General features: G+C 69.3%; 18 protein-coding genes. 13 read left to right on the top strand and 5 right to left on the bottom strand.

Annotation, left to right across the window (positions count from 1 at the left end; genetic code table 11):
* The first annotated feature begins 422 nt into the window (after positions 1-422).
* The 4 genes from ACTIL2_RS03350 to ACTIL2_RS03335 all read left to right on the top strand — a co-directional run bounded on the left by ACTIL2_RS03350 (position 423) and on the right by ACTIL2_RS03335 (position 2,400).
* The gene (locus tag ACTIL2_RS03350; protein ID WP_442336040.1) at positions 423-845 is read left to right on the top strand and encodes a WhiB family transcriptional regulator; all 423 of its coding nucleotides are present in this window, start codon (positions 423-425) and stop codon (positions 843-845) included.
* Positions 846-870: 25 nt separating this feature from the next.
* Positions 871-1,023: a DUF4177 domain-containing protein gene (locus tag ACTIL2_RS03345; protein ID WP_075814027.1), complete on the top strand. Its 153-nt coding sequence runs from the start codon at positions 871-873 to the stop codon at positions 1,021-1,023.
* A 6-nt stretch (positions 1,024-1,029) separates the two neighbouring features.
* The gene (locus ACTIL2_RS03340) at positions 1,030-1,503 is read left to right on the top strand and encodes a RidA family protein (protein WP_442336039.1); all 474 of its coding nucleotides are present in this window, start codon (positions 1,030-1,032) and stop codon (positions 1,501-1,503) included.
* Positions 1,504-1,575: 72 nt separating this feature from the next.
* On the top strand, positions 1,576-2,400 hold the full coding sequence (locus ACTIL2_RS03335) for an MBL fold metallo-hydrolase (protein ID WP_442336038.1): 825 nt from the start codon (positions 1,576-1,578) through the stop codon (positions 2,398-2,400).
* A gap of 6 nt (positions 2,401-2,406) precedes the next feature.
* Here the strand turns inward: ACTIL2_RS03335 and ACTIL2_RS03330 are convergent, their stop codons facing one another.
* Positions 2,407-3,663: a multidrug effflux MFS transporter gene (locus ACTIL2_RS03330; protein WP_442336037.1), complete on the bottom strand. Its 1,257-nt coding sequence runs from the start codon at positions 3,661-3,663 to the stop codon at positions 2,407-2,409.
* A gap of 48 nt (positions 3,664-3,711) precedes the next feature.
* Here ACTIL2_RS03330 and ACTIL2_RS03325 point away from each other — a divergent pair, with 48 nt between their 5' ends.
* Entirely contained in the window at positions 3,712-4,140 is a 429-nt protein-coding gene (locus ACTIL2_RS03325) for a MarR family winged helix-turn-helix transcriptional regulator (RefSeq protein ID WP_442336036.1), read from the top strand.
* A 185-nt stretch (positions 4,141-4,325) separates the two neighbouring features.
* Here ACTIL2_RS03325 and glxR read toward each other — a convergent pair whose 3' ends face one another.
* Positions 4,326-5,009, bottom strand: coding sequence for a CRP-like cAMP-activated global transcriptional regulator GlxR (gene glxR / locus ACTIL2_RS03320; RefSeq protein ID WP_442336035.1), 684 nt, complete (start codon positions 5,007-5,009; stop codon positions 4,326-4,328).
* A gap of 168 nt (positions 5,010-5,177) precedes the next feature.
* On the opposite strand from glxR, the gene nth reads away from it, so the two are divergent.
* From nth to ACTIL2_RS03300, 4 genes are read left to right on the top strand one after another with little or no spacing between them, the layout of a single operon-like run.
* Positions 5,178-5,927, top strand: a complete 750-nt coding sequence (gene nth / locus ACTIL2_RS03315; protein ID WP_442336034.1) for an endonuclease III — start codon at positions 5,178-5,180, stop codon at positions 5,925-5,927.
* Positions 5,927-6,664, top strand: a complete 738-nt coding sequence (locus tag ACTIL2_RS03310) for a TlpA family protein disulfide reductase (protein ID WP_442336033.1) — start codon at positions 5,927-5,929, stop codon at positions 6,662-6,664. The genes nth and ACTIL2_RS03310 overlap by 1 nt, the downstream gene beginning before the upstream one ends.
* Positions 6,661-7,506, top strand: a complete 846-nt coding sequence (locus tag ACTIL2_RS03305) for an NUDIX hydrolase (RefSeq protein WP_442336032.1) — start codon at positions 6,661-6,663, stop codon at positions 7,504-7,506. The genes ACTIL2_RS03310 and ACTIL2_RS03305 overlap by 4 nt, the downstream gene beginning before the upstream one ends.
* Positions 7,503-8,699, top strand: coding sequence for a MarP family serine protease (locus ACTIL2_RS03300; RefSeq protein ID WP_442336031.1), 1,197 nt, complete (start codon positions 7,503-7,505; stop codon positions 8,697-8,699). Before ACTIL2_RS03305 ends, ACTIL2_RS03300 begins: the two co-directional genes overlap by 4 nt.
* Here the strand turns inward: ACTIL2_RS03300 and ACTIL2_RS03295 are convergent, their stop codons facing one another.
* From ACTIL2_RS03295 to ACTIL2_RS03285, 3 genes are all read right to left on the bottom strand, one after another.
* Positions 8,700-9,647: an alpha/beta fold hydrolase gene (locus tag ACTIL2_RS03295; protein WP_442336030.1), complete on the bottom strand. Its 948-nt coding sequence runs from the start codon at positions 9,645-9,647 to the stop codon at positions 8,700-8,702.
* A 9-nt stretch (positions 9,648-9,656) separates the two neighbouring features.
* Positions 9,657-10,163 (bottom strand): phage holin family protein, encoded by a 507-nt coding sequence (locus tag ACTIL2_RS03290; protein ID WP_442336029.1) that lies wholly within the window; start codon positions 10,161-10,163, stop codon positions 9,657-9,659.
* 118 nt (positions 10,164-10,281) lie between these two features.
* Entirely contained in the window at positions 10,282-11,145 is an 864-nt protein-coding gene (locus ACTIL2_RS03285; RefSeq protein ID WP_442336028.1) for an HAD family hydrolase, read from the bottom strand.
* A 191-nt stretch (positions 11,146-11,336) separates the two neighbouring features.
* On the opposite strand from ACTIL2_RS03285, the gene ACTIL2_RS03280 reads away from it, so the two are divergent.
* From ACTIL2_RS03280 to ACTIL2_RS03265, 4 genes are all read left to right on the top strand, one after another.
* Positions 11,337-12,281: a hypothetical protein gene (locus ACTIL2_RS03280; RefSeq protein WP_442336027.1), complete on the top strand. Its 945-nt coding sequence runs from the start codon at positions 11,337-11,339 to the stop codon at positions 12,279-12,281.
* Positions 12,278-13,423, top strand: a complete 1,146-nt coding sequence (locus ACTIL2_RS03275; protein ID WP_442336026.1) for a TadA family conjugal transfer-associated ATPase — start codon at positions 12,278-12,280, stop codon at positions 13,421-13,423. The genes ACTIL2_RS03280 and ACTIL2_RS03275 overlap by 4 nt, the downstream gene beginning before the upstream one ends.
* Positions 13,417-14,532, top strand: coding sequence for a type II secretion system F family protein (locus ACTIL2_RS03270; protein ID WP_442336025.1), 1,116 nt, complete (start codon positions 13,417-13,419; stop codon positions 14,530-14,532). Before ACTIL2_RS03275 ends, ACTIL2_RS03270 begins: the two co-directional genes overlap by 7 nt.
* A 101-nt stretch (positions 14,533-14,633) precedes the next feature.
* Positions 14,634-14,877 (top strand): DUF4244 domain-containing protein (locus ACTIL2_RS03265; RefSeq protein ID WP_442336024.1); only part of this gene is annotated, 244 nt, incomplete at its 3' end.

Raw genomic sequence — 14,877 nt, 5'->3', positions numbered from 1 at the left:
CGACGGGGGGAGTGTTCGGGGGTGATTGGGGGACGTCGTGCTCCGGATGGACGGTCCGGAGTGTCCGGGCGTCCATTTCCCACGGGGAATCCGGGTGGTGAATACGGTGACTCAGGTCACTGGATCCGGTAGGATTACGCGGTGCGCTCCCATGACCAGCACATTGGAAGCCCCTCGCGGGTGGCGGTCGCCGGTGGGTCGGGGGGACGTGCGGTCATCCGCAGCTGCCGGTTACTGCAGTGGGACGGGGGGACCGAAAAACTGCGTGACGTGGCACACATTCTCGCGAAATGTGTGCGATTCGACACTTCTAAATGTGTGTGAATAGACTTACACGCAGTTTCTGATGATCACTTCCGGGGTTCGTTCTCCGGAGCCGGCGATCGTCTACCGGCCACACACCACAACAGCGGAAGGACATCATGACCGCATCTCTCCGAAGCCCCGAAGCGGAATCCCGTAACGCGGTGACTGAGCCTGCAGGGCACAGTGTCCAGCAGGTCCGTAGTGGCAACCAGGGAGTGCTGCACCGGACCACGGGCCAGGTGACGACCCGTGAGTCCTTCAACAACCGCGGTGAATGGATCACCCAGGCGCACTGCCGGGACATCGACCCCGAGGAGCTCTTCGTCAAGGGCGCGGCACAGCGCAAGGCAGTCGCCATCTGCCGCCACTGCCCCGTGGTCCTGCAGTGCCGCGCCGATGCGCTGGACAACCAGGTCGAGTTCGGGGTCTGGGGCGGGATGACCGAGCGCCAGCGTCGTGCCCTGCTGCGTCAGCACCCCGAGATCGACAGCTGGGCCGACTTCTTCGCCGGCCAACTGGAAGCCGCGCAGTCCGCCTGAGCGCTCTTTCCCTATACTCGTGCCCATGACTCAATGGGAATACGCCACCGTGCCGCTTCTGACACACGCCACCAAGCAGATCCTGGACAACTGGGGTGAGGACGGCTGGGAACTGGTGTCCGTCCTGCCCGGGCCCACCGGCGAGCAGCACGTGGCATACCTGAAGCGGGAGAAGTGACCGACAGTGGACGCGCCGAACACCCCGAGCACCACTGAACGTCTCACCGAACTCGGCATCACCCTGCCCCCGGTCGCGGCACCCGTCGCCGCCTACGTCCCCGCTGTGCAGGCTGGTGACTTCGTCTACACCTCCGGCCAGCTGCCCTTCACCGACGGTGAACTCCCGGCGACCGGACAGGTGGGGGATGCCGTGGCCGCCGATGACGCCGCCGGGTACGCCCGCACCGCCGCGCTCAACGCCCTCGCCGCGATCGACGCACTGGTCGGCATCGACCGGGTCGTCCAGGTGGTCAAGGTGGTCGGGTTCGTGGCCTCCGCCCCCGGGTTCGGGGGACAGCCCGGCGTCGTCAACGGCGCGTCCTCCGTCCTCGGTGAGGTCTTCGGGGACGCCGGGGCCCACGCCCGCAGCGCGGTCGGTGTCGCGGAGCTCCCGCTGGGGAGCCCGGTCGAGGTGGAGTTGATCGTCCGCGTCGGGTAACCACCCCCGGACGTGAAGAACGGGGCACCCGGTGCAATGTCGGTTGCCCGTCCCGGCAGTAGGATCGTCAGCATGGAGCATCCCGCGTACAGCCAGTTGCGTCCCGTCGCCTCCTCCACCGGTGTGGTGCTGTGCGACAATCCCAGCTACCAGGCCCTCGAAGGCACCAACTCGTGGATCGTCCGGGCACCCGGGGACTCCAGGAGCATCATCATCGACCCGGGGCCGCACGACGAAGGGCACCTGAACGTCCTTCGTTCGAAGGCGACGCAGGGGGGAGCCGAGGTCGCACTGATCCTGCTGACCCACCACCATCCCGACCACGCCGACGGCGCGCCGCGGCTGCGTCAGCTCGCGGGTGCACCGGTCCGCGCCTTCGACGGGCGCTACTGCGCCGGCGGGGACGCCCTGACCGATGGTGAGGTCATCAGCGTGGAGGGGCTCACCCCGACCGTCGAGGTGGTGGCCACCCCGGGCCATACCGGCGACTCGGTGTCCTTCTTCATCCACACCGACGGCGGGGACACCGACGGTGATGTCGAGGGGATCGCCACCGGGGACACGATCGCCGGCCGGCACACCACCATGATCTCCGAGACCACCGGTGACCTGGGGGACTACCTCGAGTCGCTGCGGCTGCTCATGGACCGGGGACGTGGGATCAGGCTGCTGCCCGGGCACGGGCCGGACCGGGAGGACACCGCGGAGCTGGCGGGGAAGTACCTGGAGCGCCGTGAACTCCGCCTGCGCCAGGTGGTCGGGGCCCTGGAGACGCTGGGGGAGGACGCGACGGTCGGGGAGATCGTCGACGAGATCTACACCGACGTCGACCCCGTCCTGCGGGACGCGGCGAAGCAGTCGACCCGGGTCGCGCTGCGTCACCTCGGAAAGCTCTAGCTGCGGCTAAGCTGAGACGACCTCGCGTCGGCGGTGGCCCTCACTGGGCTCTCCGGGGGACGCGGTGATCGCGACATTGGCCACCAGGGACGCGACCAGCATCGTGACTGCCAGGGGAAGGGGATCGAGTTCGCCGCCGAGTCCGACCAGCGGCGCGACGACGCCGGCCAAGCCGAACTGCAGGAAACCGAGGACCGCGGAGGCGGACCCGGCCGCACCGGGGACGGCGTCGAGGGCGAGGGCGGTCGTGTTGCCCAGCACCAGGCCGAGGGAGCCGACGACAATCACCAGCGGGAACATGAGGCTGATGGCGGGAGCCCCGGCCAGGTGGAGAATCCCGTAGAGCAGCACGCCGAGCAGGTTGAGTCCCAGGCCGGTGCGGGCGAGCGAACGGACGCGGAACCGTGCGGTGAGCTTCGCCGACGGGATGCTCACGACCATCAGGACCAGGGCGTTGGCGGCGAAGGCGAGACCGTACTGCAGCGTCCCGAGCCCCATGTACTTCTGGTACAGGAAGGGGGAGGCGGAGATGTAGGCCATCATCGTGGCGAAGCCGAAGGAGAAGGCCAGGGTGTTGGACAGGTAGTCGCGGGACAGGAGGTTGCGTAGGCCGGACCGGGCTGTGCCGGACGCCCCGTCCCGCGTCTCCTTCTCTGCCACGGTGTCCGCCTCTGCCTCCGCGGACGTGTCGGACGATGCTTCGCCGGAGCGGGGGTGGGTCTCCGGGACGATGGCCAGGACGCAGACCAGGGCGATCAGGCCCAGGGCGGCGACGATCCAGAGCAGGCCGCGCCAGCCGAGCGGGTCGGCCAGGGTACTGCCCACGAACGGTGCGATGACCGGGGCGACTCCGCCGACGATCATCATCAGGCTCATGGCCTGGGCTGCTGCCGGGCCACGGTAGCGGTCGGAGATGATGGCGCGTCCGATGACCATCCCTGCGGCGCCAGCCAGTCCCTGGACGAGCCGCAGTGCGACGAGCACGGCGATGGACGGGGCGAGGGCGGTGGCCGCGGAGGCCAGGAGGTAGACCACGGAGCCGATGACCAGCGGGAGACGGCGTCCGGCTTTGTCGGACCACGGGCCGAATAACAGCTGGCCGACGGCGGTGCCGATGAGGAAGGCGGTCAGGGAGAGCTGCGCACCGGACGCGCTCGTCGACAGGTCGTCGGCGATCTGCGGCATGGCGGGCAGGTAGAGATCGGTGGCGAACGGCGCCACCGCGGCCAGGAGGCCGAGGGTGAGGAGGAGTGCGATGGGCAAGTGCTGAGCCTCTTTCTGAGCGGAAGTGGCTATGCTAGCATAGTAAAAATGGAAAGCGTAAGCCACTTCTCCGAGCTCGCCGACACAGTGGTCCGTGCCGCCCGGCGCATCCAGGTGCTCGACATGCCCGACGGCGTCGTGGAGCTCAGCAACCTCGAGACGATCGTGATGAACCGCATCGATGACGAGCCGGGGGTCTCGCCGAAGCGGCTGGGGCGGGAACTCGGCCTGAAGAGCAGCAACACCAGCATTGCGCTGAAGGGGTTGCAGGCCAAGGGGTTGGTTGACCGTCGTCCCGATCCGGCGGACGGCAGGGGCACCTGCGTGCACCCCACCGGTTTCGCCGCGGAGAACCTGCGGCGGGTCCGTGGAGAGCTGGGCCGTGTCCTGGGCGATGTCCTGGAGGACGTCCCGCCGCAGGACGTGACCACCTGCCTGCGCGTGCTGCGTCAGGTCAACGACGGTCTGGAGCGGTAGGCGGCGCGACGGCGGCTGCGGCGTCGGCGACTTTCACACCGACGGCGATTCCCATATTGTGAGACGTGCAGGTCAGGACGCTGCAGCACCCAAAGAAAAACCGCCGCCGGTGTGAAAATCTCACCGGGGCGGGGTAGGTGGGGCGGGTGGCGACGTTCGGGGACGCGCCGGGAGCACGTACCGGACTACCGGGCGCGCTTCGCCAGGCGCTCAGTGTCCGAGATCAGCACCGACTTGCCCTCCAGGCGGATCCACCCGCGGTGGGCGAACTCGGCCAGTGCCTTGTTCACGGTCTCGCGGGAGGCACCGACGAGCTGGGCGATCTCCTCCTGCGTCAGGTCGTGGTGCACACGCAGCGAGCCGCCCTCCTGCACGCCGAAACGGTTCGCCAGCTGCAGCAGTGCCTTGGCCACGCGACCGGGCACGTCGGTGAAGATCAGGTCGGCCAGGGCGTTGTTCGTCCGGCGCAGTCGACGGGCCAGCACGCGCAGCAGCTGCTCGGAGATCTCCGGGTGGTCGGTGATCCAGTCGTGCAGCATCTGGGAGTCCATCGTCGCCGCCGACACCTCGGTGACGCACACCGCTGCGGAGGTGCGGGGGCCCGGGTCGAAGATGGACAGCTCGCCGAACATGTCGGACGGCCCCATGATGGTGAGCAGGTTCTCCCGGCCGTCGGGGGCGTGCCGGGCGAGCTTCACCTTGCCGGTGATGATGATGTAGAGCCGGTCGCCGGGCTCGCCCTCGTCGAAGATGGTCGTGCCGCGGGGGAACGTTATCGATTCCAGCTGCTCGATGAGGGCGTTGACCGCCGTGGCCTCGACTCCCTGGAAAATTCCGGCGCGAGACAGGATCTCAGGTACTTCACCCATTACTCGTCTGACTCCTGGTCTAGGTTTGGCTCGAGGCCTCTTACTCAGTGACGGGTTGGTCACATCGGCCCCCGAAAAAGGGTCACTCCACACAATACAGCGTGGAGCGCCACGGCATGTGAAGACGGTGCCGATAGACGGGTCGTGCGGGGTTAGACTGTGGGCACCATGGTCGCCACGTCCCCCTCCCCGTCCGCCCGTCCCGCACGGTCAGTCGCCCCGGCATCCGCCGCCCGCCGCCGGGCCATCCTGCACGAGAGTCCGCTGGCGCGGACGCGCAGGGCGCGCCGGGTCAACCGGGTGCTCGCCGCCGAGTACCCGGACGCGGACTGCGCGCTGGACCACACCACCGCGCTGGAACTGCTCGTCGCCACCGTGCTGTCCGCCCAGTGCACGGACAAAAGAGTCAACGAGGTCACCCCCGACCTGTTCCGCGAGTTCCCCGACGCCGCGTCCTACGCCGGTGCCGACCGGGGGAGGCTGGAGGAGCTGATCCGTCCGACGGGGTTCTTCCGCAACAAAGCCGCGAACCTCATCGGCATGGGGGCCGCGCTGTGCGACCGGCACGGTGGGGAGGTCCCGGACACGATGGCCGAGTTGGTCGATCTTCCGGGGGTGGGGCGAAAGACCGCCAACGTCGTGCTCGGTAACGCCTTCGGCGTCCCCGGCTTCCCGGTGGACACCCATGTCGGACGTATCGTCCGGCGGCTGGGACTGACCGCCCAGACCGATGCGGTGGCGGTCGAGCGGGAGATCACCGCGATGGTGGAGAAGAAGGAGTGGACGATGTTCTCCCACCGGCTGATCTTCCACGGCCGCCGGGTCTGCCACTCGCGTTCCCCCGAGTGCGGCCGGTGCGTGCTGGCGGGCGACTGCCCGTCCTCCTCCACCGGCGACAGCTCCACGGTGGTGGGCTGATGGGGAAGGACACCAGGAACCGTACGATCCTGCTGGCCATCGCCGTGGTGGTCGGCCTCGCGGTGGCGTCGGTGCCGTTGTTCATCTCGGTGTTCGGGGCCGACGGACAGGACGGCGGGCCCCCGGCGGACCCGTCGACCGGTGCCGGGAACGGGGCCGGTCTGGCGGGCGGTGCGGAGACGGGCGAGCCACTCCCGGAGCCGACCACGACCCCGGACCCGGCCGGGACGTCCTACCGGGTCTCCGACCAGCAACGCATCGACTGCCCCTCCCCGGGTGGGGACGGTCCCGGCACCGCGGCGCCGGACGCTGAACTCGCCGGGATCACCCTGCCCTGTCTCACGGATGGGGGGGAAGCCTCGGAGGCCCCGCTCGCCGAGACGTTGTCGGGGCGGCCCACACTCGTCAATGTGTGGGCGTGGTGGTGCGGTCCGTGCCGCCAGGAGCTCCCCGTCCTGCAGGACGTCGCGGAGAAGCACCCGGAGTGGAACATCGTCGGTGTGCACGTCAACGAGCGGGGCCAGGCCGGGGTGGACCTGCTGGCCGACCTGGACGTCCGGTTCGCCAGTTTCCAGGACTCGGAAGGGGAGCTTTCGGTCGCGGCGAATCTCCCGTCCGTCGTCCCGTTGTCCCTGGTGTACGGGCCGGACGGGTCGCGTTCCGAACTGCATCCGGGGGAGTTGACCTCGGTCGAGGAGGTAGAGGATCTGATGGCACGTAGTATGGACGATCGATGACGCACACACCGAACCCTGAGGGGTACTCGTTGGAGGACTGGCTGGCTGCCGCACAGGCGCAGCCCGCCCTTCCGTCTGACCTGCCCGAATGGTTGTCGTCCCTGGCCGGTGCGGCCCGCAGTGGGCGGGAGGCGGGCATCATCGGGGACGCTGCCCGGGAGGTTCCCGGGGTCGGCCCCGGAGGCGAACCACCCCGGTACTCGGCGGTGCTCGTGCTGGTCGGTGCTGACCGCGACGGGAACCCCACGATCCTGTTGACCCACCGCAACCCGCGGATGCGCACCCACTCCGGGCAGATCGCCTTCCCCGGCGGACGGCGTGAGGCAGACGACGAGGGCCCGGTCGACACCGCGGTGCGCGAAGCCGTGGAGGAGACCGCCCTTGACCCGTCCTCCGTGGTCCCCGTGGCAGTGATGGAACCCCTCTACATCGACCGCACGAACCACGCGGTCATCCCGGTGCTCGCCTGGTGGCGGACGCCGGGACCGGTGCATCCCGCCACCCGGGAGAGCGACTGGGTGCGGGCGGTGCCGGTCGCTGACCTGGTGGACCCGGGTGTGCGCAGCCGCATCGGTTTCCTCGGCTGGCACGGTCCCGCCTTCCGCGTCGACGGGTACCTGCTGTGGGGGTTCACCGGCGGTGTGGTGGACGCCCTGGTGCAGCTCGCGGGCTGGGAGGAGCCGTGGGAGGAACCGTGGGTGGACGGGGAGCCGGTCGGGGTGTCCGACCTGTTCGCCGCGCTGGAGACCTCCCGCAACGGGGAGAATCTGGTGCCGGCGATACTCGGCGACCGTCTGAGCGGTGAACTGGAGCAGGACCGGGATCAGGGGGAGGACGGATGACAGGATCCGCGATCGTCGATGTCGCACTTGTCGTCGTCGCCCTGTTCGCCCTGGTCTCGGGCTGGCGGCAGGGCGGCTTCTCCGCGTTCCTGTCGTTGGCCGGCGTGCTGCTCGGCGGCGTGCTCGGACTGCGCGTCCTGCCGTCGGTGATGAGGCACGTCGACGGTGACACGGCACGGTTCATCGTGGCCCTGCTGATCGTCGCCGGCTCGGTGGTGATCGGGTACACGATCGGTTCGGTCATCGGCGGGAAGCTGCGTGACCTGATCAAGACCCGTACCGCGCTGCGTGTCGACTCGGTCACCGGGGCGCTGGTGCAGGTCGTGACCACCGTGGTGGTGGCGTGGCTGATCGTGGTGCCGGTGGCGGGCAACAATTCCGGGGACCTGGGTAAGGCGGTCCGCGGATCATCGATCCTTTCGGGGGTCAGTGACATCGCCCCGTCCTGGCTGGAGGCACTCCCGTCGCAGACGGCCTCCTTCTTCGGCGACTCGGGGTTCCCGGTGATCACCGACCCCTTCACCGACATCCCGGATACCGAGGTCGATGCCCCGAACCCCGGGCTGACCGACCACCGGGCTGTCCAGCAGACCCGTGAGTCCGTCGTGAGGGTCGTCGGTGAGGCCGAGCAGTGCAGCCGGATCCTGCAGGGCACCGGGTTCGCCGTCGCCCCCGACCTGATCATGACGAACGCCCACGTGGTGGCCGGGACCGGCAGCGTGGTCCTGGAAACCGTCGACGGCGACGCCTCCGGTGAGGTGGTCTACTACAACCCGTCCGAGGACATCGCCATGGTCCGCACCGACGACGGCACCACGCTGCCGCCGCTGGACTGGGCGGACGGGCCGGGAAAGCACAACCAGGACGCCATCGTGATGGGCTTCCCGCTGGGGGGCCCGTTCGAGGCGACCCCGGCGCGCATCCGGGAGATGTTCGTGGTCTCCGGACCGGACATCTACGCCGACACCCGGGTCGACCGTGAAGCGTACACGCTGCGCGGGACGGTGGTGCAGGGCAACTCGGGCGGGCCGATGATCGACACGGACGGCGAGGTCATGGGGGTGATCTTCGGCGCTGCGGTCGGTGATTCGGAGACCGGTTACGCCCTGACCAAGGACGAGGTGATGTCCCATGTGGGCGATGTGGAGTCCTACCAGGACAAGGTCGACACCCAGGGGTGCGTGGCGAGCTGACTACAGCTGGTGCCCGGCGTCCGCCGCGCGGATCAGTGCCGCCACCGCGGGCGGATCCTCGATGTGAGGGAAGTGGCCCACGCCGTAGAGGACCTCGTCGGATGATCCGGGGGCACCCCGGGCGGCGGAACGGCGGGCGATCTTCGGGGAGTACGCCCTGTCCATCGAACCGTCGATGCAGGTGGCCGGGGCTTCGGTGCGTTTGGGGATCGAGCGGTCGAAGTCCCCGCCCTCCGGGCGCAACCGGCTGCGCAGCGTCCACCGCCGGTACTCGCAGGACAGGTGTGCCACCTTGTCGATCTGCATGCCCTCCCGGCGCAGCTGCTCGTGCGCTTCACAGGTCGGGGTGCCGCGGAACCCCGGGGAGACCTGTCGGCGGAAGGACTGTGCGACCTCCGCGGCGCCGTCCCTGAGCAGTCTGCGCTCGGGCAGCCGGGGAAGCTGTGAGAACAGGGAGTTGCGGATCCGGGGCCACTGGGACACCGGGTGCACCAGTACCGTCCGGGCCAGGACCAGCGGGTGCGAGGAGGCCAGGGTGACGATGCCGCGAACCCGACGCGGCTCGTGGGCCGCCATTGTCCAGGCGATCAGCCCGCCCTCGCCGTGCCCGACGACCAGGGCGTCGGTGTGTCCGAGGGCGCGGATCGTGCCGCACATGTCGGAGGCGGCGGTGGTCAGGTCGTAGCCGCGGGGGGTCTTGTCGGAACTCCCGTAGCCACGCAGGTCGACGGCGGCGACGCGGACGGGTGGGACTGGTGCGGACGCCGCGGCGTCCTGACCTGCACCGCCGAGGAGCTCGGGCATGAGTTCGCGCCAGTCGAAGTGCCCGCCGGCGAAACCGTGGATCAGCAGCACCAGGGGTGCGTCCACGGGGCCCTGGACGACAACATGGAGACGTATGCCCCGGGTGTGCACGTAGCGGTGCTCCGGGGCGGAGGGGGTGGTCACGGGCAGGTTCTAGGTGAACATCCCGTCGCCGTCCTCGACGGCCTTCTGGCCACTGGGGACGACGGCCTTCAGGTCATTGACGGAATCAAGCGTGGCCTGGGGCTTCTTCACTCCCTTGATGAACTTGATGCCGACGACGGCGAGGATGGCCACCAGGACGAACATGATCAGAAAGACGACGAGGAAGGCGACCCAGCGCGGCATCCAGTTGTCCAGCAGTTCCGCGAGGAAGAAGAAGAAGAAGAATGAGCTGTAGGCCAGGACGACACCGGCGGCCCCGAACAGTCCGACCGCGATGCCCGCCTTCTTCGCCGAACCGGAGATCTCGGTCTTGGCGAGCTCCACCTCGGAACGGACCAGGGACGACACCTGCGTGGTGGCGTCCTTCACCAGGTCACCGATGCTGCCACCGCGTCCCGCCGCCTGGGCGTCCACGTCTGACAGCGGGATTGAATTGACCTGTGGGTTGAAGCTGTCCTGGTCGGTGAACATCCCGTTGCTGTCCTTGTCGCTCACTTCGCACTCTCCTGGTGAATGGTCATTCGGGGTTACTCGGGTGTTGTCTCCACGCTATTGTGCCAGAGCCTCCACCGCGAGGTGGGAGAAGCCGCACTATAGGTCGTGTCGGACGGGGTCAGCGGTCCTCCCGGCCGCGCAGCCACACCAGCAGGCCTGCGGCCACCGTGCCGACCAGGGCGGCGGTTCCGGCGGCCCCGGCGATCGCCCCGGTGTGTTCCGGCAGGTGGAACAGGGGCTCTGTGCGTCCGAATTTCACGATGGGCCAGTCGCGGGAGGTGGCGATGCGCCGCAACGCACGGTCGGGGTTGACGGCGGTGGGGTGGCCGACGGCTTCGAGCAGGGGGAGATCGGTGCCCGAATCCGTGTAGGCGTAGCTGGCTGAGAGGTCGAACCCGTTCTCGTCGGCGATGCGCTGCAGTGCCTCGACCTTCGCCGGTCCCTTGCAGAAGAACGGGACCTCACCGGTGAAGACACCGTCCCCGTCGACCTCGAGTTCCGTGGCGATGAGGTGGTCGGCACCGAGTTCGGTGGCGATGGGGCCGACCAGGACCTGGGCCGAGGCGGTGATGATGGCCACGCGGTGGCCGGCGGCGTGGTGGCGGTCGATGAGGTCGCGGGCTTCGGCGTAGACGAAGGGGACGATGACCTCGTGGAGGGCCTCGTGCGCGACGTCGGCGAGGTCCTGTTCCCGGCGGCCGCGGACCATGGCGACGAGGGTGTCCCGGGTGGCGTTGATCGAGTCCTCGTCGTGCCCGCTGATCATGAAGTTGCCGAGCATCACGAGCATGCGGAGCATTTCGCTGGTCGTGATCAGGCCGCGCTCGGCCAGGGGCTTGCGGTAGGCCATCGACGCCGAGGTGTCGATGATGGTCTTGTCGAGGTCGAAGACGGCCAGGACGCAGGAGGGACCGACCCCGGGTTCGGTGATGATCTCGGGTTCGGTCGTGCCGTGGTGGTGGTCATCCTGGCGGGCGGTCACACCTACACCATACGTTCCTCCCGCACCGTTTGTTTCATGTCTACGTCGGATTTTCCGGGGTGGGATGGAGTTATCCACAATCGGCGGCGTTTTCGGACGGAAGTTATCCACCGGATTGCGGCGCAGAAGGCCCCACCCTTCCCACGTCGGCTGCTGCCCTGCCATGATCACCGGCCATGAGGGGACAATCAATGAAGAAGAGGACGACCACTCCCGTGGTCCTGCAGCTCGCGGACCCGGCACTGGCGGACGAGGTGTCGATGGTGGTGGCGCTCACCGGACGTCGGCTGCTCCGGGCCGGTGAGATCGGCACGGACGCGGTCATCCTGGTGACCGACGCCGACCCGGGAGCCGGGTCAGGGACAACCACCGGCCCGGGCACGGATGAGGTGCGGCTGACGGAGCAGGACGACAGGGTCACCCGTGTGATCAGGGTGTCCTCGTCGTCACGGGACGGTGTGCTGCAGATCCCCGAGGAATCCACGGAGCTCGCCGGTGCCATCGGGAGCCACGACGTGCTCGACGTCGCCGTGTTCGGGGTGGTCGGAGGGGCGGGGGCGAGTGTCTTCGCCGCTGCGCTGGCCGGGGTACTGGCCGATCCCGGGACGGGTGGTCCGGGACAGGCCGCGCTGGTCGACGGTGATCCGATGTCCCGGCCCGGGCAGCTGCACCTGCTGCTCGGGCTGGAGAACTCCGGGGATCCCTGGGCTGGTGACGTCGCCCTGGTGGAGGACGGCAGCACCCCACCCGACGTGCCGTCGACCGTCCGGCTCCCCGTCGTCCGGGACGGTGGACGGTACGGCAGGGACCCGGTCACCGGCCTGGTTGCGCCCGGGGGCGGACCGCGGGAGACCCGGTGCGTCCTCGTCGTCCCGCAGACGGTGCCGGCGGTCCTGGCGGCGCGGCACGTACTCGACACGTCGCCGGAGATGTCCGTCGTCCTGCGCGAACTGCCGCGCTCCGGACTGACGTGGAACCAGACACTCACACTGCTTGGCCGTGCACCTGCGGTCACCTGGGAGGACGACCCGTTCCTCACCGTCGACATCGACCGGGGTGACTTCCGCACCACCGGCCCGGGCGCGGGGACGGCCGCGACAGCGGCCGCCAGACTGTGGGAGGGGATGGAGCGGTGAAGTGGAGGGCAGGGAGGACGACGGGGGTGGAGCAGGATCCGGGGGACACCGGGACCGGCATGATCGACCGGGTCCGCAACGAACTCGCCGGACGCGACGTGGTCAGCCCCGGCCCGTCCGACATCGCGGGTGTCCTGCAGGATCTCCACCTGGGAGGGGTCGAGGACATCCGCACACTGACCCGCGAATTCTCCGGCCTGGGCGAGCTCGCCATCCCCCTGTGCGACCCGGAGGTCACCGACGTCCTGCTCAACGGCCCGGGTCCGGTGTGGATCGACCGTGGCAGGGGAGTGGAAGCCACGGACCTGCACATCGGGGACGCCGAAACGTGCCGGGCGATCGCTGTCCGGCTGGCCGCGTCCTGCGGAGTCCGGCTGGATGACGCCCACCCCTTCGCTGACGGCATCATCACCGACCTGCCGCCGGGGATTCCGGCGATCGGGGTACGGGTGCACGCCGTCCTGGACCCGCCGGCCGGTGCCGGGGCCTGCGTGAGCCTGCGGGCGCTGTCCCAGGCGCACCGTGACCTGGGAGTCCTGCAGGATGCCGGGATGTTCCCGGACTGGATCGGAAATGACCTGCGTGGCCTGGTCGCCGGAGGACGATCCTTCCTGGTCAGCGGAGGAACGGGAGCAGGCAAGACCACCCTGCTCTCGGCGATGCTGTCCGAGGTTCCGGCCGGGGAACGGATCCTGCAGGTCGAGGACACCCCGGAGCTGTTCCCGGACCACCCGCACGTCGTGGGGCTGCACACCAGGGAGGCCGGACCGGACGGGGGCGGTGGCATCGACATGCGGATGCTGGTGCGCCAGAGTCTGCGGATGCGGCCGGACCGGATCATCGTCGGCGAGATCCGCGGCGCGGAGATCGCCGAACTGCTCCTCGCCTTCAACACCGGCCACGGTGGTAGTGCGGGCACCGTCCACGCCAACAGCCTCCGGGCGGTGCCGGGACGCCTCACCGCCCTGGGTGCGCTGGCCGGGATGTCCGCCGACACCGTGGCACGCCAGGTCGTTGACGGTGTGGACGCCGTCATCCACGTGTCACGGGACGGGGGCCGGCGCCGGGTGACCGGGTTCGGCCGCCTGGTCGGGGACAACGGGCTGCTGGGCGTGGAGACCGAATGGGAGCGGGCATGCTGACCCCGATCGCGGTGACCGCGGCGGCGGCGATCGTGGCCTTCACCGGGCGGCGTGTGGCCCTGGCAGCCATGGAACTGTCCCGGGAGACCCGGCGGACGAGGGTGCTGCGGGAGTTCGTGGACGCGTTCGCGGTGGAGCTGATGGTGGGTGCACGGCCGGTGGACGCCGCCGACCAGGCACTGGTGGTGGTGTCGGACACCCCGGACGGGCGGCACACGGTCGGCGTTGGGCTCGTCGGTGGGCTGCAGCGCGCCGCCCGGCGTGTCCGGCTCGGTGGCGTGGTGGCGGCCGGGCCGGTGGACCCCGCGGTCACCGACAACTCCGTTGACGTGGACGATGTGCTGCGGCTGTGGGCTGTGGCGGAGCGCCACGGGATGGCGATGGGCCAGGTCATGCGCCGGCTCGTCGCCGACACAGATGCCCGGCTCGCGCACCTGGGCCACACCTCCAGTGCGCTGGCGGGGGCGAGGTTGACCGAGATCATCCTGCTGCTGCTCCCGGTCGGGGCGGTCGGGATCGGGGAATCGATGGGACTGGCACCCGCCGCCTTCCTGATCGGCAACATCCTGGGCATCCTGGTCCTGCTGGCGGGAATAGTGCTGGCCTGCGCCGGGGTGCTGTGGGTGGAGTCATTGACCGTCACGGTGCTGGGCGGTGTCGGCGGACGCGCCGGACCGGCGGAACTCGGTGCCGCCCGCGTGCTCGACGTCTTCGGCGCCGCGACAGCATCCGGACTTCCGGTGTCTGTGGCGTGGCGGGCGGCGGTGTCGGGTGCGGGGGACGGCACGGGGAAGGACGCAGAGGCCCTGCGCAGGGTCGCGCTGCTGCTGGAACTCGGTGCCGGGGTGGAGGCGTGGAGACCGCTGCACGGTGATCCCTGCTTCGGTCCGGTGGCGCGCCGCGCCGCAACCCAGGTCCGCAACGGTGCCCGGATGTCCGACGAGATCAGCGGCCAGGCCGACCGGTTGCGCAGGCAGGCCGGGGACCGCTCCCGGGCTGGCGCGGAGCGGGTTCTCGTGGCGGTGGCCGCACCACTGACATTGTGCTTCCTCCCGGCATTCGTGCTGGTGGGTCTGCTGCCGTTGGTGGTGGGTTTCGCCGGGGTGTGAGGGGTCGGAATCGGCCGGGACCGCCCCGGTGGTCGACGGAAGTTCAGGAATCAGGACATGACAACAGGAATCAGGGAACACAGGAAGCAGGGAGAATGACCATGAACAACAACATGAACAACAACATTGACAACAACACGAAGGACCCGGACGTCACCTGGGAGGAGGACTGGGACACCGACTGGGACGTCAGCGAGCTCGACGACGCTGTCGACACCGGTACGGGGGACGAACATGGTGGAGTCCTCGAATCCGTCCTGCGCGATGACCGTGGGATGTCAACGATCGAGTACGCGCTCGGCTGCGTCGCCGCTGCTGCACTGGGCGCGCTGCTGTACCTCGTGG

Source organism: Corynebacterium sp. (genome assembly GCF_052107835.1).
Lineage (GTDB): Bacteria > Actinomycetota > Actinomycetes > Mycobacteriales > Mycobacteriaceae > Corynebacterium.
This window is presented reverse-complemented; position numbering and strand designations above follow the sequence as displayed.

Coding starts and splice junctions, on each gene's coding strand:
- ACTIL2_RS03350 (WP_442336040.1), top strand. CDS start 423: ATGACCGCATCTCTCCGAAGCCCCGAAGCGGAATCCCGTAACGCGGTG.
- ACTIL2_RS03345 (WP_075814027.1), top strand. CDS start 871: ATGACTCAATGGGAATACGCCACCGTGCCGCTTCTGACACACGCCACC.
- ACTIL2_RS03335 (WP_442336038.1), top strand. CDS start 1,576: ATGGAGCATCCCGCGTACAGCCAGTTGCGTCCCGTCGCCTCCTCCACC.
- ACTIL2_RS03325 (WP_442336036.1), top strand. CDS start 3,712: ATGGAAAGCGTAAGCCACTTCTCCGAGCTCGCCGACACAGTGGTCCGT.
- glxR (WP_442336035.1), bottom strand. CDS start 5,009: ATGGGTGAAGTACCTGAGATCCTGTCTCGCGCCGGAATTTTCCAGGGA.
- nth (WP_442336034.1), top strand. CDS start 5,178: ATGGTCGCCACGTCCCCCTCCCCGTCCGCCCGTCCCGCACGGTCAGTC.
- ACTIL2_RS03310 (WP_442336033.1), top strand. CDS start 5,927: ATGGGGAAGGACACCAGGAACCGTACGATCCTGCTGGCCATCGCCGTG.
- ACTIL2_RS03305 (WP_442336032.1), top strand. CDS start 6,661: ATGACGCACACACCGAACCCTGAGGGGTACTCGTTGGAGGACTGGCTG.
- ACTIL2_RS03300 (WP_442336031.1), top strand. CDS start 7,503: ATGACAGGATCCGCGATCGTCGATGTCGCACTTGTCGTCGTCGCCCTG.
- ACTIL2_RS03280 (WP_442336027.1), top strand. CDS start 11,337: ATGAAGAAGAGGACGACCACTCCCGTGGTCCTGCAGCTCGCGGACCCG.
- ACTIL2_RS03270 (WP_442336025.1), top strand. CDS start 13,417: ATGCTGACCCCGATCGCGGTGACCGCGGCGGCGGCGATCGTGGCCTTC.